At 70.2% G+C, this 19,021-nt stretch carries 19 protein-coding genes; 12 read left to right on the forward strand and 7 right to left on the reverse strand.

Annotated elements, in window-relative coordinates; genetic code table 11:
• Positions 1-1,176 carry a hypothetical protein gene (locus EV193_RS07765; RefSeq protein WP_130343309.1) on the forward strand — a complete coding sequence of 392 codons (1,176 nt, stop codon included), beginning with the start codon at positions 1-3 and terminating at the stop codon, positions 1,174-1,176.
• Here the strand turns inward: EV193_RS07765 and EV193_RS07770 are convergent, their stop codons facing one another.
• Entirely contained in the window at positions 1,177-1,695 is a 519-nt protein-coding gene (locus tag EV193_RS07770; RefSeq protein ID WP_242613207.1) for an NUDIX hydrolase, read from the reverse strand. It abuts the gene before it with no gap.
• A 38-nt stretch (positions 1,696-1,733) separates the two neighbouring features.
• On the opposite strand from EV193_RS07770, the gene dop reads away from it, so the two are divergent.
• The 4 genes from dop (at position 1,734) to prcA (ending at position 5,268) form a co-directional block, all read left to right on the forward strand.
• Positions 1,734-3,242, forward strand: a complete 1,509-nt coding sequence (gene dop, locus EV193_RS07775) for a depupylase/deamidase Dop (protein WP_130343310.1) — start codon at positions 1,734-1,736, stop codon at positions 3,240-3,242.
• Positions 3,243-3,313: 71 nt separating this feature from the next.
• Positions 3,314-3,508 carry a ubiquitin-like protein Pup gene (locus tag EV193_RS07780; RefSeq protein WP_130343311.1) on the forward strand — a complete coding sequence of 65 codons (195 nt, stop codon included), beginning with the start codon at positions 3,314-3,316 and terminating at the stop codon, positions 3,506-3,508.
• Between the two features lie 37 nt (positions 3,509-3,545).
• Entirely contained in the window at positions 3,546-4,397 is an 852-nt protein-coding gene (prcB, locus tag EV193_RS07785) for a proteasome subunit beta (protein WP_130343312.1), read from the forward strand.
• A 58-nt stretch (positions 4,398-4,455) separates the two neighbouring features.
• Positions 4,456-5,268 carry a proteasome subunit alpha gene (gene prcA / locus EV193_RS07790; RefSeq protein ID WP_130343313.1) on the forward strand — a complete coding sequence of 271 codons (813 nt, stop codon included), beginning with the start codon at positions 4,456-4,458 and terminating at the stop codon, positions 5,266-5,268.
• A 71-nt stretch (positions 5,269-5,339) separates the two neighbouring features.
• Here prcA and EV193_RS07795 read toward each other — a convergent pair whose 3' ends face one another.
• The gene (locus EV193_RS07795; RefSeq protein WP_130343662.1) at positions 5,340-6,818 is read right to left on the reverse strand and encodes a bifunctional phosphatase PAP2/diacylglycerol kinase family protein; all 1,479 of its coding nucleotides are present in this window, start codon (positions 6,816-6,818) and stop codon (positions 5,340-5,342) included.
• Between the two features lie 236 nt (positions 6,819-7,054).
• Between EV193_RS07795 and pafA the strand changes: the two genes are divergently transcribed.
• Together pafA and EV193_RS07805 are read left to right on the forward strand one after the other, a co-directional pair.
• Positions 7,055-8,413 (forward strand): Pup--protein ligase, encoded by a 1,359-nt coding sequence (gene pafA, locus EV193_RS07800; protein WP_130343314.1) that lies wholly within the window; start codon positions 7,055-7,057, stop codon positions 8,411-8,413.
• A 28-nt stretch (positions 8,414-8,441) separates the two neighbouring features.
• Positions 8,442-8,672 (forward strand): type II toxin-antitoxin system HicB family antitoxin, encoded by a 231-nt coding sequence (locus tag EV193_RS07805; RefSeq protein ID WP_207222546.1) that lies wholly within the window; start codon positions 8,442-8,444, stop codon positions 8,670-8,672.
• Here the strand turns inward: EV193_RS07805 and EV193_RS07810 are convergent.
• From EV193_RS07810 to EV193_RS07825, 4 genes are all read right to left on the reverse strand, one after another.
• On the reverse strand, positions 8,654-9,649 hold the full coding sequence (locus EV193_RS07810) for a TauD/TfdA family dioxygenase (RefSeq protein WP_130343315.1): 996 nt from the start codon (positions 9,647-9,649) through the stop codon (positions 8,654-8,656). The genes EV193_RS07805 and EV193_RS07810 overlap by 19 nt on opposite strands.
• Positions 9,650-9,709: 60 nt before the next feature.
• The gene (locus EV193_RS07815; protein WP_130343316.1) at positions 9,710-10,954 is read right to left on the reverse strand and encodes a DUF445 domain-containing protein; all 1,245 of its coding nucleotides are present in this window, start codon (positions 10,952-10,954) and stop codon (positions 9,710-9,712) included.
• A 35-nt stretch (positions 10,955-10,989) separates the two neighbouring features.
• Positions 10,990-11,805, reverse strand: coding sequence for a YybH family protein (locus tag EV193_RS07820; RefSeq protein ID WP_130343317.1), 816 nt, complete (start codon positions 11,803-11,805; stop codon positions 10,990-10,992).
• 62 nt (positions 11,806-11,867) lie between these two features.
• Positions 11,868-12,794, reverse strand: coding sequence for a LysR family transcriptional regulator (locus tag EV193_RS07825; RefSeq protein WP_130343318.1), 927 nt, complete (start codon positions 12,792-12,794; stop codon positions 11,868-11,870).
• Between the two features lie 150 nt (positions 12,795-12,944).
• Here EV193_RS07825 and EV193_RS07830 point away from each other — a divergent pair, with 150 nt between their 5' ends.
• From EV193_RS07830 to EV193_RS07850, 5 genes are all read left to right on the forward strand, one after another.
• Entirely contained in the window at positions 12,945-14,282 is a 1,338-nt protein-coding gene (locus EV193_RS07830) for a pyridoxal phosphate-dependent aminotransferase (protein WP_242613208.1), read from the forward strand.
• A 116-nt stretch (positions 14,283-14,398) separates the two neighbouring features.
• Positions 14,399-14,677 carry a metal-sensitive transcriptional regulator gene (locus tag EV193_RS07835; RefSeq protein ID WP_130343319.1) on the forward strand — a complete coding sequence of 93 codons (279 nt, stop codon included), beginning with the start codon at positions 14,399-14,401 and terminating at the stop codon, positions 14,675-14,677.
• A gap of 31 nt (positions 14,678-14,708) precedes the next feature.
• On the forward strand, positions 14,709-14,927 hold the full coding sequence (locus tag EV193_RS07840; RefSeq protein ID WP_130343320.1) for a heavy-metal-associated domain-containing protein: 219 nt from the start codon (positions 14,709-14,711) through the stop codon (positions 14,925-14,927).
• Between the two features lie 2 nt (positions 14,928-14,929).
• Positions 14,930-15,901, forward strand: a complete 972-nt coding sequence (locus EV193_RS07845; protein WP_130343321.1) for a hypothetical protein — start codon at positions 14,930-14,932, stop codon at positions 15,899-15,901.
• Positions 15,901-18,096, forward strand: coding sequence for a heavy metal translocating P-type ATPase (locus tag EV193_RS07850; protein ID WP_130343322.1), 2,196 nt, complete (start codon positions 15,901-15,903; stop codon positions 18,094-18,096). The genes EV193_RS07845 and EV193_RS07850 overlap by 1 nt, the downstream gene beginning before the upstream one ends.
• Here EV193_RS07850 and EV193_RS07855 read toward each other — a convergent pair.
• Positions 18,093-18,923 carry an SGNH/GDSL hydrolase family protein gene (locus tag EV193_RS07855; RefSeq protein ID WP_130343323.1) on the reverse strand — a complete coding sequence of 277 codons (831 nt, stop codon included), beginning with the start codon at positions 18,921-18,923 and terminating at the stop codon, positions 18,093-18,095. The genes EV193_RS07850 and EV193_RS07855 overlap by 4 nt on opposite strands.
• Positions 18,924-19,021: the final 98 nt, after the last annotated feature.

Consider the following 19,021-nt stretch of genomic DNA (forward strand, 5'->3'; position numbering starts at 1 on the left):
GTGGGCACGTCGTACTACGACAGCCATCACTGGGACTGGAACGGTGCCAAGGAGGACGCGCGACGGCGTGAACGGCTGGCCCGCCTGCCCGAACGGTTCGCCGCACCCGGCCGTGAGGTGCGCCTGAGCGCCTACCGCGACTCCGAACGCGTGGCGTGGCTGCAGATCGCGCCGGACGGGCGGCCACTGGAGACGCGTGGACTCGACCGTCTCCAGTGGACGGACGGCTCGCCGGGGGACGCGCTGGCCGGGCTCGGCGCGCGCGTGATCGCGGAGACGGTGCTGCGGCTGACGATTCCCGCGCCGCACGGTCCGGTACTCGCCGAGGGCACGCTGGGCGGTGATCCGGTCGAGCTCTCGGTGGACCGGTTCGGCCTGGCGAAGGTGATCGGCGCCGCGGCCGAGGAACTGCCGTTGTACGACGCCGCGTTCGCCGCCGACCCGTTCGACTGGGCGCGCCGGCTGCCCCGGCGGATGTCCGGCCTGCGCTGGCGGCGGGTGTCCGAGGGGCCCACACCCGCCGACGAGTCGCTGGTGGACTGGCGGGTCAGCGGCCTGGACGTGCAGGCTCAGCCGTATCCGGCGAGCCCGCCCACGTTTCCGCACGGGCTGCCGGACCACGTGCCGTCCACCGTGGCGGCGCCGGGCCGCGAAGTGCTGATCTCCTTCCACGAAAGGGGATCCACGCGGTGGGAGGTGCACGTCGCCGCCGACGGCCGGGTGCTCGGCGCGGACAACGCCGCCCGGTTCGACCACGAGCCGCGAGGCCGGGACGGCCGGCCGATCCGGTTCGTCGACGCGCCGGAGGACTGGGCGTTCGCGCTGGCGGTGGAGTACGGCCGCAGCGAGTTCTGGGGCCGCGTGCAGGACGTCGTGCGCACCTCGATTCCCGCGCCGGGCGAGTCGATCGCGGCCCGGATCGGCCGTGGCACACCGGAATTCCTCACCCTGGGCGTGTCACCGGAGGGCGCGGTGACACTGCTCGGCGACGCGTCGGCGGCGGTGGGCGAGCGGCTGCGCTGGCCGGCCGAGGTTCCCGGCACCGGGCCGCTGGCCTTCGCCGACGATCCGGTGACCTGGCTACGGTACGCGCACACAGTGCTCGGCGACATCGAGCGGTACCGCCCAGCCTACGACCCGATCCAGGTCACCGTGCGACCGTCCACAGTGGACTGATCACTGCATGCGCAGCCACATGGTGAACCCGATCCGCCCGTCCGGCACGAACGGCCAGTCCGGATCGCCGAGCTTGGACACCAGCTCGGCCAGGGTCAGCCAGCCGCCGCCGGCGATCTCCGACTCCTGGTGCACGATCGGCCCGTCCCAGCGGACCTCGTGCGCGAACATGTGCAGCCGCAGCGGCGGCAGCTCGATCCGCGAAGTGAACAGGCGCCGTGGCGTGACCCCGGTGACGCCGAGTTCCTCGGCAAGCTCGCGCACCGCGCAGTCGGTCGGGTCCTCACCGGCCGCGACCACGCCGCCGGCCCAGCAGTCGTGCATGCCGGGGTAGATGTCCTTGTCGGACGTGCGCTGGTGCACGTAGATCCGCTCACCGTCACCCGAGCGCACCAGCACCGAGCCGCTCGCGTGCCACAAACCCTCGGCACGCATGACATCGCGCGGCCGGGCGTCGACCACGACCCCGGTGGAGTCGTAGATCGCGACCATCTCGCCGCGGGTGTCTGAGGTGCTCACCCGTTCATGGTGCCAGTCCGACCCGTAGGCTTGCCGGCATGCGGAGGATCATGGGAACCGAGGTCGAGTACGGCATCGCCGTGCCCGGCGACGCGACCGCGAACCCGGTACTGACCTCCACACAGGTCGTGCTGGCCTACGCGGCGGCCGCCGACATCCCGCGCGCACGCCGCGCACGCTGGGACTACGAGGTGGAGTCGCCGCTGCGGGACGCCCGGGGATTCGACCTCGGCGCGCCCGGCATGCCACCCACCGACCCCGAGGTCGAGGACCTCGGCGCGGCCAACGTGATCCTCACCAACGGCGCCCGGCTGTACGTCGACCACGCGCACCCGGAGTACTCCGCGCCCGAGGTCACCAACGCGCGCGACGCGGTGATCTGGGACAAGGCGGGGGAGCGGGTGATGGAGCAGGCCGCGATGAAGGCGGCCACCGTACCCGGTCAGCCGAGGCTGCAGCTGTACAAGAACAACGTCGACGGCAAGGGCGCCAGCTACGGCACCCACGAGAACTACCTGATGGCCAGGAACACGCCGTTCACCTCGGTGATCGCCGGCCTGACGCCGTTCTTCACCTCGCGCCAGGTGATCTGCGGATCCGGCCGCGTCGGCATCGGCGTGACCGGCGAGGAGGCCGGCTTCCAGCTCACCCAGCGTGCCGACTACATCGAGGTCGAGGTCGGCCTGGAGACCACGCTCAAGCGCGGGATCATCAACACCCGCGACGAGCCGCACGCCGACGCGGACAAGTACCGCAGGCTGCACGTGATCATCGGCGACGCGAACCTCGCGGAGACCTCCACCTATCTGAAGGTCGGCACCGCCACGCTGGTGCTCGACATGATCGAGTCCGGCACCCGGTTCGACCACCTGAAACTGGCCGACCCGGTGCGCGCGGTGCACGCGATCAGCCACGACCCGACCTTGAAGGCGACCGTCGAGCTGGCCAACGGGCGCAAGTTCACCGGGCTGGACCTGCAGTTCGCCTACCACGAGATGGCCGCCGAGCACCTGGACCGCCACGAGCACGACCGGGTGGACGCCGACGTGCTGCGGGTGTGGGGCGAGATCCTGGACGCGCTGGCCCGCGATCCCGAGGAGTGCGCCGACCGGTTGGACTGGCCGGCCAAGCTGCGCCTGCTGGAGGGTTTCCGGGCGCGCGACGGGCTGGGCTGGTCCTCGCCTCGGCTGCACCTGATCGACCTGCAGTACTCCGACGTGCGGCTGGACAAGGGCCTGTACAACCGGCTGGTGGCGCGTGGCTCGATGAAGCGGCTGGTGTCCGAGGACGAGGTGCTCGCGGCGATCACCACGCCGCCCAGCGACACCCGCGCGTACTTCCGGGGACGGTGCCTGGAGCGGTACCCGAACGCGATCGCGGCCGCTTCGTGGGATTCGGTGATCTTCGATCTGGGCCGCGAGTCGCTGGTTCGGATCCCCACCCTCGAGCCGCTGCGCGGGACGAAAGCGCACGTCGAGGCCTTGATCGAGTCGGCGAATACCGCAGAGGAACTCGTCGACGCGCTCACCGGGGCAACGCGGCGGTAACGACATTGGTCGGTCCCGGTCGGTAATGTTCTCGGTAGAGCCGTACGCGAACGGCGAGTTTGGGAGGCGACATGTCCCAGGAGCAGCAGCAGCGTCAAGGTGGCGGTGACGGCGACGAGGAACTCGAGGAGACCGGCGCGGCAGGGCAGGAGCGCCGGGAGAAGCTCGGCGAGGACGTCGACACGATCCTGGACGAGATCGACGACGTGCTCGAGGAAAATGCGGAGGACTTCGTGCGCGCCTACGTCCAAAAGGGCGGACAGTAAGCCCGCACGTCGGTACGAGCCATAAGCGAAGGAAGCAATGGAGCACACCTCGTCGCGCCCGGAGCCGGGTGCCGCGCTGCCAGCCGCCTACCTGTCGGCCGGCACGTCCTCGTTCACCGACTTCCTGCGCGCGCAGGCGCCCGAACTGCTGCCCGGCAGGCGGAGCGCCGGCGCGCCCGGGACGGTCGACGTGCCGCACGGCACCACGATCGTCGCGATCGTGTACGCCGGCGGCGTGCTGATCGCGGGTGACCGGCGTGCCACGTCCGGCAACCTGATCGCGCAGCGGGACATGGACAAGGTCTACGTGACCGACGACTACTCCGCCGTCGGCGTTGCCGGTACGGCCGGGCTCGCGGTGGAGCTGGTCCGGCTCTACGCGGTCCAACTGCAGCACTACGAGAAGCTGGAGGGGACGTCGCTGTCCCTGGACGGCAAGACGAACCAGCTCGCCACGATGGTGCGCGGAAACCTGGAAACCGCGATGGCCGGGCTCGCCGTGATGCCGATGTTCGTCGGCTACGACACGGACGCGACCGACCCGGCGAAGGCCGGCCGGGTCGTGTCGTTCGATGTGGCCGGCGGGCGCTACGAGGAGCGGGCCGGCTACCACGCGGTCGGCTCCGGCTCGCTGTTCGCCAAGTCCGCGTTGAAGAAGACCTACGACCCGGAGGCCGACGTGAACACCGCCGTGCGGCGTGCGGTCGAGGCGCTCTACGACGCCGCCGACGACGACTCGGCCACCGGCGGCCCGGACGTCGGCCGGCGCATCTACCCCTCGGTGATCACGATCGACGGTGAGCACGGCGCGGTCAAGCTGCCCGACGAGCGCGCCGCCGAGGTCGCCACCGCCGTGGTCGCCGAACGCGGCGACTCACCCCGCGGCTAGCCCGCTTCCCAGTCACGCCAACGTCGAACGCCGAACGTCGAACAAGGAGAGTGCCGCCGTGACGATGCCGCTGTACGCCTCACCCGAGCAGTTGATGCGCGACCGCTCGGAGTACGCCCGCAAGGGCATCTCTCGGGGGCGCAGTGTCGTCGCGCTGAAATACACCGACGGCGTGGTGTTCGTGGCGGAGAACCCGTCGACGACGCTGCACAAGGTGTCGGAGATCTACGACCGGATCGGGTTCGCCGCGGCCGGCCGGTACAGCGAGTACGAGAGCCTGCGCAAGGCCGGCATCCGGCACACCGACCTGCAGGGCTACTCCTACGACCGGCGCGACGTGCACGCCAGGCAGCTCGCCAACCTGTACGCGCAGACGCTGGCGTCGATCTTCACCGAGCAGCTCAAGCCGTTCGAGGTGGAGATCTGCGTCGCCGAGGTGGGGGCCACCGCCGAGCAGGACCAGCTGTTCCGGCTGACCTACGACGGGTCGATCGTGGACGAGCCGAAGTACCTGGTGATGGGCGGCCAGACCGAGCCGATCGCCAACGCGCTCAAGGACGCCTACACCGACGGGCTGGAGCTCGCCGACGCGGTGAGGCTGGCCGTGCAGGTGCTCGCGGCCGGTGTGACCAACGGCGACGGCCCGCCCGGCATCGGCAGGCTCGAGGTGGCCGTGCTGGAGCGGTCCCGCCTCCAGCGCGCGTTCCGCAGGATCAACGGCGCCGCGCTCAAGGAGATGCTGCCGGAGGCGGCCGACGGTGACTCTGGTGACTCCGAAGGCAAGAAGGCCAAGGGGGACAAGGACTCCAAGAAGCCGGTCACCGACGTCGAGCTGCCCGAGCCGGACGAGAACGGCGACAAGGACAGCTAGGCACTGTCCTGCGAGTCCATGGTCGCGGGCTCCGCGCCGAGACTTACAGGACAGCACCTAGCGGGCCGGGTTCACCGGTAGATCGTCAGGGCGGACGGGCGGGAGCGGAACCGGAAGTGTCGCCCCAGCGGGCCTACCTCGCCGTCGGTGGCCACCCGCCGGTTGCCGTCCAGCAGTTCCACGGTCAGCTCGGCCACGTCGAGCTGGCGGTACACGTGGCTGGCGTTCAGCGAGTTGGTCAGCGCGGCGAGTACGAAGCGCGCCCGTGAGTAGGGCAGGTCGGCGCGCAGGTATCGCACGTCGAGCAGGCCGGTGTCCAGTGCCGGCCGTGCGGACGGCGCGAACCCCTTCGGCGCGTAGGTCCCGTTGCCCACGAACACCATCCACACCAGGCGGGCATCGCCGTTGAGCAGGACGCGCAGCGGTCGCGCGTGACGCAGCGTGCGGATGGTGGCGATCACCATGGCCGGCCACTTCGGCAGACGGTCCTCGAGTTTTTCGCGCAGCCGCACCATTTCCGGGTACCCGCCGAGGCTTGCCGTGTTCACGAACCAGCGCTGCGAGTTCGAGTCGCTCGCGTTGATCTCCACCTCGCCGAGGTCGATCCCGACCGCCGAGCCGGCCTCCGTCGCGAGGTCGGCATCACGCATCGAGCGCACCCCGACGTCACGCGCGAAGTGGTTCAGCGTGCCGGCCGGGATCAGCGCGAGCGGCAGTCCGGTCTCGGCGGCGACAGACGCCACGGCGGCGACCGTGCCGTCCCCGCCGGCCACGCCGAGCGCCTTCACCCGCCCGGCCCGCCGCTCGATCTCCTTGCGGAGCTGCTCCTGGATGTCGTTGCCGTTCGGGTACAGGAAGGTGGCCGACGGCCAGGCGATCCGCGCGAGGTCCACCGGGTCGAAGTTGCGGTCGCCGGAGCCGGGGTTCACCAGCACGAGCATGTCCACGCCGTCCACCATCACCGGCGCGTCGGCGCGGTGGGCCGTCTGGGCGGGCACGTCCGGGTGCAGCGGCCACCAGTGCCGGGTGGCCAGCGCCGCCGTCACGCCGATCGCGGTGCCGGCGGCCACGTCGGAAGGCCAGTGCACGCCGGTGTGCACTCGCGAGTAGGCGACGGCGGCGGCCAGCGGTGCCACGGTCGCGCCGAGCACCGGGTGCTCCATCGCCACTGCCGTGGAGAACGCGGCGGCCGAGGCGGCGTGCCCGGACGGGAACGACGAGGAGGTCGGCCGTTTGCTGAGCCTGCGGTGCATCGGGACCAACTCGGCGGCGGGGCGTCGGCGGGGGAACAGCCGCTTGCCGATCAGGTTGGCCGACGCGCTGGCGCCGGCGATCGCGGCGACGCCACGGAACGCGGCACGGCGGCCGCGGCGGTTGCCGGAGGCGAGAATCGTGGCCACGCTGAACCACAGCACACCGTGGTTGGCCGACCTGGTGAGCCGCTTGAGCCGGTAGTCCAGCTTGGTCTCCGGCAGCGCTCCGAGCCTGCGCACCAGCGACTGGTCGAATCGGTTGACCTTGCGCGCGGAGCGCCGCACTCGTCTGATCACCACACCCGCACGTTAGTCACGCGGCGACCCGGCTGCCGATTTGGGAGCTGACCGTCCACAATGGACACACCTTCGACCGGCTCTTTTACGTTGCGCGGACGGTACGCGACGAAGCTCACAGAACGGCCGCGAACTTCAGGTGACCCTCAGGTTAATCACTCTCGGCACGGTAACGAACTGGCCCACCCCCCGAACGGCGCACGGTCACTAGCCCGAATACGGCCTAGGCTGTGAGGATGCAGCGGCGGATCTTCGGAATCGAGACCGAGTTCGGCGTGACCTGTACGTTCCACGGTCAGCGCCGGCTGAGTCCTGATGAGGTAGCGCGCTACCTCTTTCGGCGGGTGGTCTCCTGGGGCCGTTCGTCGAACGTGTTCCTGCGCAACGGTTCTCGGCTGTACCTGGACGTCGGGTCACACCCCGAGTACGCCACGGCCGAGTGCGACGACCTGGTGCAGCTCGTGACGCACGACAAGGCGGGCGAGCGCATCCTCGAGGACCTGCTCGTCGACGCCGAGCGGCGGCTGGCCGACGAGGGCATCGGCGGCGACATCTTCCTGTTCAAGAACAACACCGACTCGGCTGGCAACTCCTACGGCTGCCACGAGAACTACCTGGTCACACGGGCCGGGGAGTTCTCCAGGATCGCCGACGTGCTGCTGCCGTTCCTGGTCACCCGGCAGCTGATCTGCGGCGCCGGCAAGGTGCTGCAGACCCCGCGCGGCGCGGTGTACTGCCTGTCCCAGCGTGCCGAGCACATCTGGGAGGGCGTGTCCTCGGCGACCACCCGCTCGCGGCCGATCATCAACACGCGCGACGAGCCGCACGCCGACGCCGAGCGCTACCGGCGGCTGCACGTGATCGTCGGCGACTCGAACATGGCGGAGCCGACCACGCTGCTCAAGGTGGGTACGGCCAACCTCGTGCTGGAGATGATCGAGGAGGGCGTGCAGTTCCGGGACTTCAGCCTGGACAACCCGATCCGTGCGATCCGCGAGATCAGCCACGACCTGACCGGGCGCAAGCCGGTGCGGCTGGCCGGCGGGCGCGAGGCGTCCGCGCTGGACATTCAGCGTGAGTACTACGAGCGGGCGCTCGAGCACGTGGCCCGCCGGTCGCCGGACCCGGTGGCGGAGCGCGTGATGGAGCTGTGGGGCCGCACCCTGGACGCGGTCGAGCACCAGCAGCTGGACAAGATCGACCGCGAGATCGACTGGGCGATCAAGCTGCGGCTGGTGAACCGCTACCGGCGCAAGCACGACATGGACCTGTCCAGCCCGCGCATCGCGCAGCTCGACCTGGCGTACCACGACATCAGACGCGGGCGCGGCGTGTTCGACCTGCTGCAACGCAAGGACCTGGTGCAACGGGTGACCGAGGACCCCGAGATCGAGGCCGCCAAGGACACGCCGCCGCAGACCACCCGCGCGAAACTGCGCGGTGACTTCATCGCGGCCGCACAGGAGGCCGGGCGCGACTTCACGGTCGACTGGGTGCACCTCAAGCTGAACGACCAGGCGCAGCGCACCGTGCTGTGCAAGGACCCGTTCCGCGCCGTCGACGAGCGAGTCGAGCGCCTGATCGCCTCGCTGTAGATCAAAACCTGACGTCTACCGTGACCCTGTGTCGAACCTGAGCCTGACCGTGGTGATCACCCGTAAGGATGACCGCTACGTGGCGCAGTGTCTGGAGGTCGACGTGTCGAGCTTCGGCGACACGCACGACGAGGCACCCGCCATGATCACAGAGGCGCTGCAGCTGTGGTTCGAGGAAGAACCGGTCCTGGACCACCTGCCGCGTCCGGTCGTGACGACGGTGGACGTCAACATTCCGGGTTACTCAGCGAGCCAGTAGGGATCGACGATCTCCTGGCCGTAGCCGTGCTCGTGCTCCTCGAACGCGGGCCGGCGGCGGCCGGGTACCCGAACGTTGATCCGCTTGAGCCACCGGTCGGTGCCGTCGTACCGCGCCGTGAACGGCTGGCGACCGTGCACGACCGCGTCGTTGTCCATCACCAGCACGTCGCCGGGTTCGAGCGTGATCGAGTTGCCCACCCGGCGCAGTTCCTCGCCGAGCCGCAGGTACGCCACGCGGTACCGCCGGCCGGCGCGCTCCAGCGGCGTGTGCGCCGGATCGAAACGCAGGCAGACACCGTCCTCGCGCTCCCAGAGCGTCGGGACGGGTGGACTGTCGTCGTCGTAGGAGGACGAGTCGCCGTAGGAGTCGTCGGGCAGGATCGGCACGGTCGGCGTGGCGAGCAAGGCCCGGTCCGCGGCGTCCAACCGGGTGCGACGCACCGAGGCCACATGAGTGCTGACGCCGCCGCGGTTGCGCATGCAGGCGAGCATCAGCAGGTGCGCGCGGCGCGGGTGGAACGCGCCCTCGCAGTGTGGGCTGAGCTGCACGGCGCTGCTCATGCCGGTCTGCGCCAACTCCTGATCGGCGGACGGCACGAGGTTGTGCACGAGTTTGCCGTCCTGCTGGCCGGCCCAGCCGAACGGGCGGCCCATCGCCGAGGCGAGCAACATCATCATGATGTCCCACGACGCGGTGCGCACCGGTGACACATCCGACCAGTGCGGGGGAGTGCGGCCGATCCGTGTGTCGTCGACGGGCAGGCCGCGCAGGACGAACAGGCCCAGTTCCGGGTCGGGAGGGCTGAGCAACTCACGCACCGACGCGCCGATCTTGGCGGTCAGCTCGGGAGCGCGGCGGACCAGCTCGGGGTGAGCCGCGGTGCCGTACTCCAGGGCGAGGCGCTCGGTCAGATCGCTCAGCGTGCCAGCGGGTCCGGCGTCCAGCAGCCGGATCGGACCGGGTGACGAGGACATGCGGAAACGCTAACCTCGCGCATTAGGTTAGGCAACCCTTACTGACTGTCGGTCGGGTCACTAGAGCATCTGTGGCAGATGCACGACGAGGAACGCCTGGAGTTCGCCGACCAACCCGCCGAGGATCGCGCCCACCGCGATCGCGGTCTTCTCGTCCTCCTTGAACGCCGGCCGCAGGATCTGGATGAACTGCGTCGGCGTCAGCTCGCGCATCTTCTCCCGGATCGTGGACTTGATGTCCAACGCCTTCTCGGTGTACTCGAACATGCTCTCTGCCGCGTCCGGAGCGGTCTCGATCACCTTGGTGACCGCGGCCTGCTTCATCTCCCGGTAGCGCCGCCCGCCGACCGCGAGCACCACGAGCGGCTTGGCGATCCCGGCCTGCCGGTCGATCGTGCGCTGAACTTCCTTCTGTACCAACGCGATCAGCCGATCCGACTTCGGCCCGGTGAGCATGCCCTCGAACAGGTTGCGCGGGGTCAGGATCTCCTTGGCGATCAACTCGCCGTACACCGAGGCGACCTCGTGCTGCCGGCGCAGGAACAGCCCGTGCACCTTGAGACCGAGGAACCGGCGCGGCTCGTTCGGCACGAACAGCATGTTCAGCGCCACGTAGTCGGTGATCCAGCCGGTGGCGAATCCGAAGATCGGCATCACCAGCGCGTTGTGCGTGAGGGCCCACACGCACATCTGCACCAGCCCGATGATCGACCCGAAGTAGATGCCGGACCGCACCAGGAACTTGATCTCCGGCGTCGCGATGTCCTTGATCAGCCGGTTGACCAGGTCCTTGTCCCTGGACAGGTTCGACACCACCATGTGCCGCACGTCCACGACCGAGTGGATGTCCTTGCGGATCTCCTCGGCGAGCTGTCGCAGCACCCTCGGCGCCTCGGCCTGCGCCCGCCTGATCAACAGCCGCTTGGCCTGGTCGGGGAGCGTTTCCCAGAGGCCGGGCTGGTACTCGACGAGCAGGCTTTCGGCCAGCTCCGCGATCGTGTCGTTCATCGGCCCGCGCATCTCCCGCGCGAGGTCGTCCGGGTCGATCCTGCCCATCACCTCCTGCAGGTCGACCAGATTGTTGGTGATCATGTCGTAGGCGATCGAGGCCATTTTCGGTGCGCGCCTGGGCAACATGCCCTGCCAGCCGAGGTACGGCGGGATTCCCTTGAACTCCAAGGGTTTGAACATCATCTGCACGGCGAGCAACTTGGTCACGTAGCCGATCACCGCGGCCATGACGGGCATGGAGAGGTAGATCCACCAGTTCGCCTGGAAGTCGGCGACGATCTCCGACCAGCTCACCCCGCCCCTTCCGCCGTGCGTGCCGGCCGATCATGTCACGGCGTCAGATCCGTCCTGACCTGGCCCGATTCGCCCATCGGGTAGGACAGATGCTGGTGGATCATGAGCCACCGGCCGTCCCGGCGCTGGAACACGCGAGTGCCGCGCGACCAGGTCGTGACCGACTCGCCGTCGTGGACGCGAACCCGGTCGAACCCCCACGACACGGCGAGGTCGTCGCGCACCAGCACGGTGAGATCGGGTGTGTCGAAGTCCACGCCGGGCCCGGAGTCGAGCCCGCGCGCGCAGACCTCGCGGACGTCGTCCACGCCGACGTAGGCCAGCGGCCCGCCGTGCTCGTAGCTGACCACGTCGTCGGCGATGTGCGACATCAGCCCGTCGAGGTCCTTGTCCGCCGTCGTGCGCGACCAGTCCTCGTGCACCGCGCGCACCTCCCGTTCGGCCACCGCGAAATCGGCTGACAGGTCCGCGAACGAGTGGTGCTCGTGCGCCACCACCCAGCGCCCGTTCTCTTTGCGCAGGCCCAGGGTCAGCCGCAGCCGCTGCTGGGGGATCGCGGTGAGTTCCTCCGGTGTCCCGCAGCGCAGCAGCGCGTGCGCGAACGCCACGTCCTCGCCCGCCGTCACGTCCAGCTCGACGATCTCGAAGCTCGCCCCGGCGGCCTGCCACTCGAAGAAGCCCGGCCAGGTGGCGCGGTAGTCGTCGATGCCGCGCACGCCGTCGTGCGGTGGCGGCACGTCGAACATCACGATGTCCTCGGCGTGGTCGGCGAGCACGCCGGCCATGTCGCCGGTGTGCACCGCGCTCGTCCAACGTTCGATCAGGTCCCGGATCCGCTGCTCGTCCGACATCGGCTCGTCCTCTCTCGAAGGGTGTCAGTCGAGAAGAAGACTCGCGCCGCCGCGGGAATTCATCATGACTCCGGGGGAGTCGGCTGGGTCTGCCGTGCGGCGGCGTGGATCGCGCCCAGTGTCACCGCCACCGACGGCCTGCGCACGCTCGCGGTGCGGGTGACCGCGTACACCTCGCGGGCGATCGTGCGGCCGGGCAGCCGGCGCACCGCGACACCCTGGTCGCCGGCCGCGAGGGTGAGTGCGGGTACGGCGGTGATCCCGATGCCTCGGGCGACCAGGCTGAGGATCGTGTGCAGGCCCTCGAACTCCCACGGCACCGGGCGCGCGCCGCCGACCGTGTCCAGCAGCCGCTCGACCGCTCGCCGGGACGGCTCGCCCGCTGGTGCTGCCATCCACGGCTGATCGCGGAGTTCCTGCAGGTCGACCGGCACGGTCGGGTCGGCCATCGCGTGCCCCTCGGGCAACGCGAGCACGACCGGGTCACGCCGCAGGTGGAAGAACTTGAGGGTGGACGGCGCCTGCTCGGGTGCCTTGCCGGTCCAGTCGTCGATCAGCGCGATGTCCACCTCGCCGCTCTGCACCTGGCGCAGGCCCTCGCCGGGCCGGGTCTGCCGGAGCACGAAGGTGAGGCCGGGGTGGTCGCCGAGACTGCGCGCCAGCGCGGGTGCGAAGGCGACGGCCGCGGTGGGGAAGCCGGTCACCACGACCCGCCCGGTCGGCGCGTTCTCCTGCGCGGACAGGTCCGCCTCGGCGGCTTCGACCAGCGTGAGGATCTCCTCCGAGCGCTCGGCGAGCCGGCGGCCGGCGTCGGTCAGCTCGGCGCTGCGGGCGGTGCGGTCCAGCAGCGCGACGCCCACCTCGCGTTCGAGCGCGGCGAGCTGTTGGGAGACGGCGGACGGCGTGTAGCCGAGTGACGATGCGGTCGCGGCGATGCTGCCTCGGCGTACGAATTCGGTCAACAATCTGAGACGGCGTAACTCCAGCATCAGTTTTCCTTACGGTCGCCATCGGCGAGACTCGCTTGCAATGATGCTAGCTCTGAGCAAGCATGGAAAGTGATCCGGCCGGGTCACGGAGATTCGGGGATTTCCGTCGTTGTGTCAGCCGCCCGTCTCTCGTCGTGTCCTGGAGCCTTGATGCCTGCCCTGAACCCGTCCGCCACCTGGTCGATGTCCGACCCGCGCCCCGTTCCGCTGTCGCCGACGTTGGCCGTGAACGAAGCACTCGTCCGCAAGAGACGGGAAGGGATGCGGGTCCTGCCGCTCGGTTTCGGTGAGGCGGGAATACCCATCCACCCAGCGCTGACCAGCGAACTCGCGGCCGCCGCCGGCCGTGGTGGCTACGGCCCGGTGGCCGGGTCCGGCGAACTGCGCGAGGCGGCCGCCGGCTACTGGTGCCGCCGCGGCCTGCCGACCGACCCCGACTTCCTCGTCGCCGGCCCGGGGAGCAAGCCTCTTCTCTACGCGTTGCTGATGGCCGTCGGCGGAGACGTCGCCGTCGCATCACCCAGTTGGGTGAGCTACGCGGCGCAGGCCTCGCTCGTCGGCGTGGAGCCGATCCGGATCCCGACCGTGCCCGGCGAGGGCGGCGTGCCCGACCCGGAGTTGCTGGCCGAGGCGGCCACCGCGGCGAAGGCCGCCGGGCGCGCGATCCGGACCGTGATCGTCACGCTGCCGGACAACCCGACCGGCACGCTCGCCTCCGAGGACACCGTGCGCCGCCTGTGCACGGTCGCCAAGGAGCACGACCTGCTGATCATCTCCGACGAGATCTACCGCGACCTGGTGCACGACCCGTCGCGGCCGGTGCCCAGCCCGGCGCGGTGGGCGCCCGAGCGGACCGTGGTGACCACCGCGCTGAGCAAGCACCTCGCGGCCGGCGGCTGGCGCATCGGTGTCGCGCGGCTGCCGGACGGACCGTGTGGGTCGGCGCTGCTGTCCAGCGTGCGGGGGATCGCGAGCGAGATCTGGTCCAGCCCGCCCGCGCCGATGCAGCACGCGGCGGCGTTCGCCTTCGGTGAGCCGCCCGAGTTGCTGGAACGGGTGGACGCGAGCCGGGCGCTGCACGCGACGATCGTGAACGCGGTGGCCGACCGGTTCGAGGCGGCCGGCGCACGGGTGGTGCGGCCGGAGGCGGGGTTCTACACCTATCCGGACTTCGAGCCGATGCGGGAGAACCTGCGTGCGGCGCACGGAATCGAGACGGGCGCCGAGCTGACCGGCATGCTGCTCGAGCGGCACGGGCTGGGCGTGCTCCCGGCCAGCGCGTTCGGCGAGCCGGACGAGGCGCTGCGCATGCGGGTGGCGCCGAGCCTGATGTACGGGGAGAACGACACGCAGCGGCTCGCCGCGCTGGGTGCCGATGACCCGACCGAACTTCCCTGGATCGCCGACTCGCTCGATCGGCTGTCGGAGATCCTCGACGACGTGCTCGTGCCGGTGTGTGAACCGGTGCCGGCGCGAGCGGTGGCCTAGCTTTCCGCACCCGAGAAGGCCCGTCAGTCCTCGGGGGACTGACGGGCTTTTTCATGTTGTCACCCTACCCCCCTAGGGTATACAGTCGGCAGTGGTTCGACCGACGAGGAGGCGCGATGCGGGGTTACAGCGGCGACAAGGACGACTTCCTGAAACGGCTGCGGCGGATCGAGGGGCAGATCCGAGGGCTGCAGCGGATGGTCGAGAACGACGAGTACTGCATCGACATCCTGACCCAGGTGTCCGCCGCGACCAAGGCGCTGCAGTCGGTGTCGCTCGGCCTGCTCGACGAGCACCTCAAGCACTGCGTGCACGAGGCGATCGTGGAGGGCGCCGACGCCGAGGAGAAGATCCGCGAGGCCAGTGACGCGATCGCGCGTCTCGTCCGTTCCTGACAGAAATCGTTGCGACACAAGGAGAACAGCAATGGCTGAAACCACCTACGGGGCCACCTACACCGTCACCGGCATGACCTGCGGGCACTGCGTGAGCGCGGTGACCGAGGAGGTCGGCAAGATCGGCGGTGTGTCCACTGTGGACGTCGACCTGCCTACGGGCGCGGTCACCGTGACCAGTAGCGCGCCCCTCGCCGACGACGCCGTGCGCGCCGCCGTCGACGAGGCGGGCTACACCCTGGCGAGCTGATCATGCGAACCGCGGTGAAGCTGTCCGCCTTCGGCGCGGCGCTGGCCCTGATCGGAGGAGGCGGCTGGGCCGTCGGGTCCGCCGTCGGGCCGGTCGCCGAGGAACAGCCGGTGGCCGCCGAGCACGGGCACGGCGGTGTGCCGCCCGCACCCGGTGCGACACCGGCTGCCGAGACGCTGCCCACGGGTCTCGCCTCGACCCGCGGCGGCTACACGTTCACGCCGGTGCAGACCACGCTGGCGGCCGGCCCGGCGGTCGAGTTCAGCTTCCGGATCACCGGGCCGGACGGGCGACCGGTCACCGCGTTCGACCTCAACCACGAGAAGCGGATGCACCTCATCGTGGTGCGCCGCGACACCTCCGGCTACCAGCACGTGCACCCGAAGATGGCGCCGGACGGCACCTGGACGGCATGGCTGGACCTGCCGCGGGCCGGCAGCTACCGCGCGTTCGCCGACTTCGTGCCCACCGGGGGAGCGCCGGCCACCCTCGGTATGGACCTCGTGGTGCCCGGCGATCTGCGGCCGGTGAGCTACCCGCAATCCCGGGTCGCCGAGGTGAACGGCTACACCGTGCGACTGGACGGCGATCTGGTGCCGGGTCGGTCTTCCAAAGCGACTCTGCACGTCAGCAGGGCCGGCGTGCCGGTCACCGACCTGCGGCCGTACCTGGGCGCCTACGGCCACCTGGTGGCGCTGCGCGTCGGCGACCTCGCCTACCTGCACGTCCACCCGGACGGCGAGCCCGGTGACGGGAAGACGCCGCCCGGCCCCACCGTGGCGTTCGACGTGGAGGTGCCGTCGGCCGGCGAGTACCGCCTGTTCCTGGAGTTCGAGCACGCCCACCAGGTGCACACGGCCGAATTCACGGTGGCGACAGGCGGAGCGGTGTCCCAGACCACTCCGCCCGCACCCACCCAGCCGGCGCCGACCCAGGGCGGGCACACTCACGCACCAGGTGAAGGGCACGGCTGATGACCTCCATCGAGCTCGACATCGGCGGGATGACCTGCGCGTCCTGCGCCATGCGCGTCGAGAAGAAGCTGAACAAGCTGGACGGCGTCACCGCGACGGTGAACTACGCGACCGAGAAGGCGAAGGTCTCCTTCGGCAACCCGGTCACGGTCGAGCAGCTCGTCGCGCAGGTCGAGGCGGCCGGCTACGCCGCATCGCCGCCCGCGCGCACCGAGGAGATCGAGCCGAACGATCCGACCCGGTCGCTGCGGCACCGGCTGATCGGCGCCGCGGTGCTGTCCGTCCCGGTGATCGCGATGTCGATGGTGCCGGCGCTGCAGTTCACCTACTGGCAGTGGATCTCGCTGACGCTCGCCGCGCCGGTCGTGGTGTGGGGCGCGTGGCCGTTCCACAAGGCGACCTGGGCGAACCTGCGGCACGGCGCGGCCACCATGGACACGCTGATCACGGTCGGCACGCTGGCCGCGTTCCTGTGGTCGCTCTACGCGCTGCTCTGGGGCACGGCCGGCACACCCGGCATGACGCACCCATTCGAGCTGACCGTGGAGCGCTCGGCCGGCAACGGTAACCTGTACCTCGAGGTCGCCGCCGGTGTCACCACGTTCATCCTGGCCGGCCGGTACTTCGAGGCACGGTCCAAGCGCCGCGCCGGTGCGGCGTTGCGTGCGCTGCTTTCCTTGGGCGCCAAGGATGTCGCCGTGCTGCGCGACGGCATCGAGCAGCGTGTCCCGGTGGAGCAACTGGTCGTCGGCGACGAATTCGTGGTACGACCTGGCGAGAAGATCGCCACCGACGGGACCGTGATCGACGGCAGTTCGGCGGTCGACGCCAGCATGCTCACCGGCGAGTCGGTCCCGGTCGAGGTCGCCACGGGTGACACGGTGGTCGGTGGCACTGTGAACGCGGGCGGGCGGCTCGTGGTGCGCGCGTCCCGGATCGGCGCGGACACACAGCTCGCGAAGATGGCCGAACTGGTCGAGCAGGCGCAGACCGGCAAGGCCGAGGTGCAGCGGCTCGCGGACCGGATCTCCGGTGTCTTCGTGCCGATCGTGATCGCGCTTTCCGTTGGCACGCTTGGGTTCTGGCTGGGTACCGGTGATTCGACAGCGACCGCGTTCACCGCCGCCGTGGCCGTGCTGATCATCGCCTGCCCGTGTGCGCTGGGCCTCGCCACCCCGACGGCGCTGCTCGTCGGCACCGGCCGCGGCGCCCAGTTGGGCATCCTGATCAAGGGCCCGGAGATGCTCGAGTCCACCCGCAAGATCGACACGATCGTGCTGGACAAGACCGGCACGGTCACCACCGGCGTGATGTCGATGGTCGGCGTGCACACCGCCGACGGCGTGGAGGACGACGAGGCGCTGCGGCTCGCCGGCGCGGTGGAGCACGCGTCCGAGCACCCGATCGCCCGGGCCATCGCCGAGGGCGCCCGGGAGCGGGTGGGCGACCTGCCGCCGGTGGATGCCTTCGCGAATGTGGAGGGCCTCGGCGTGCGGGGCACGGTCGACGGCCGCGCGGTGGTCGTCGGGCGGGCCGCGCTGTTCGACGCGGAGCTGCCCGACGAGCTGGCCGCCAGGAAGGCCGACGCGGAGAAACTGGGCCGCACCGCCGTTCTGGTCGGCTGGGACGACACAGTGCGCGCACTGCTCGTGGTCGCCGACACCGTCAAGCCGACCTCCGCCGAGGCGATTCGCCGGATGCGCGACCTCGGCCTCACCCCGGTGTTGCTCACCGGCGACAACGAGGCGGTGGCCCGTGCGGTGGCCGCCGAGGTGGGCATCGACGAGGTGATCGCCGAGGTGCTTCCGGCCGACAAGGTGGACGTGGTGAAGCGCCTGCAGGCCGATGGCAAGGTCGTCGCGATGGTCGGTGACGGCGTCAACGACGCGGCCGCGCTGGCCACCGCGGACCTCGGCCTGGCCATGGGCACCGGCACCGATGTCGCGATCGAGGCGAGCGACCTGACGCTGGTGCGCGGCGATCTGCGCGCGGCGGTCGACGCGATCAGACTCTCGCGCCGCACGCTGCGCACGATCAAGGGCAACCTGTTCTGGGCGTTCGCCTACAACGTGGCGGCGATCCCGCTGGCCGCTGCCGGCCTGCTGAACCCGATGCTCGCCGGTGCCGCGATGGCGTTCAGCTCCGTGTTCGTGGTGACGAACAGCTTGCGGCTACGCGGTTTCCGGGCGATCTAGCGGGCTCCGGCGATCACCTTCGCGGCGTTCGCCATCCCGGCGGCGTTCGGGTGCAACGGCGCTGCCGGGTTGCCTGGGAGCAGCGGCTCGTAGAACCGCTTGTTCGGCGGCGCGCACACCGTGTGGTCCACAGTGGACGGTTCGAGGTCGACGAAGGTGACTCCGGCGCTCGTGGCGACTGCCTCCAGCGCGTCGTTCATCTTGCTGATCGACGCCTGGATGTAGTCGGAATCCCGCGCCCACATCGGGATCTGCGTCGGGCAGCCGCCCTTGGGCAGGTAGGTGCCGTAGCCGACGATGTAGATCTCCGCGTTCGGCGCGTTGCGCTTGGCCTCGGCGAACGCGTTCGTCCACACCGGACGGAGGCTCTCGATCTTCTCGGCGAGCTGATCGCGACCGCCCGAGGTCATGCGGTCCGCGCAGGAGAACCCGATCGGCTCGGGGAACAGGTTGAGGCAACCGAGCGCGGCCTGCACCAGGCCAACGTCGTTGCCGCCGATCGTGATCGTGACGATGTCGGTGTTCTGGTTCAGCACGTTGTACTGCTTGGCCAGATCAGGCGTGACCGCACCGCTGCACGACACGTCGGTGAGCGTCGCACCGAGCGACTCGGCCAGCACGTGCGGGTAGTTGGCCAGCGAGCGCGCGCAGAACGGGTCGCTCCAGTCGATCGGCGGGACCAGCGGGCCGGCCGCGGCCGAGTCGCCGAGCGCGGCGTATCGGGCGGGTTCGGCCGACGCGTTGTCGGCGAACGCCTGCGCGGTGATCACCCCGGTGGCGAGCACGGCCGCCGCCAGTCCGCTTGCCCAACGTCGTGCTCGCCGCATCGTGCCGCTCCTCGTGGTCGCCGTTGCCGAATTCCTTTCATCATGGCGGGTGAGACCGGCGTCACGGCTGGGACAGATTCCAGAGTCGTCTTACCCGG

The organism is Herbihabitans rhizosphaerae, from assembly GCF_004216555.1.
Lineage (GTDB): Bacteria > Actinomycetota > Actinomycetes > Mycobacteriales > Pseudonocardiaceae > Herbihabitans > Herbihabitans rhizosphaerae.

Coding starts and splice junctions, on each gene's coding strand:
- dop (WP_130343310.1), top strand. CDS start 1,734: ATGCGGAGGATCATGGGAACCGAGGTCGAGTACGGCATCGCCGTGCCC.
- EV193_RS07780 (WP_130343311.1), top strand. CDS start 3,314: ATGTCCCAGGAGCAGCAGCAGCGTCAAGGTGGCGGTGACGGCGACGAG.
- prcB (WP_130343312.1), top strand. CDS start 3,546: ATGGAGCACACCTCGTCGCGCCCGGAGCCGGGTGCCGCGCTGCCAGCC.
- pafA (WP_130343314.1), top strand. CDS start 7,055: ATGCAGCGGCGGATCTTCGGAATCGAGACCGAGTTCGGCGTGACCTGT.
- EV193_RS07810 (WP_130343315.1), bottom strand. CDS start 9,649: ATGTCCTCGTCACCCGGTCCGATCCGGCTGCTGGACGCCGGACCCGCT.
- EV193_RS07820 (WP_130343317.1), bottom strand. CDS start 11,805: ATGTCGGACGAGCAGCGGATCCGGGACCTGATCGAACGTTGGACGAGC.
- EV193_RS07825 (WP_130343318.1), bottom strand. CDS start 12,794: ATGCTGGAGTTACGCCGTCTCAGATTGTTGACCGAATTCGTACGCCGA.
- EV193_RS07830 (WP_242613208.1), top strand. CDS start 12,945: ATGCCTGCCCTGAACCCGTCCGCCACCTGGTCGATGTCCGACCCGCGC.
- EV193_RS07835 (WP_130343319.1), top strand. CDS start 14,399: ATGCGGGGTTACAGCGGCGACAAGGACGACTTCCTGAAACGGCTGCGG.
- EV193_RS07840 (WP_130343320.1), top strand. CDS start 14,709: ATGGCTGAAACCACCTACGGGGCCACCTACACCGTCACCGGCATGACC.
- EV193_RS07845 (WP_130343321.1), top strand. CDS start 14,930: ATGCGAACCGCGGTGAAGCTGTCCGCCTTCGGCGCGGCGCTGGCCCTG.
- EV193_RS07850 (WP_130343322.1), top strand. CDS start 15,901: ATGACCTCCATCGAGCTCGACATCGGCGGGATGACCTGCGCGTCCTGC.
- EV193_RS07855 (WP_130343323.1), bottom strand. CDS start 18,923: ATGCGGCGAGCACGACGTTGGGCAAGCGGACTGGCGGCGGCCGTGCTC.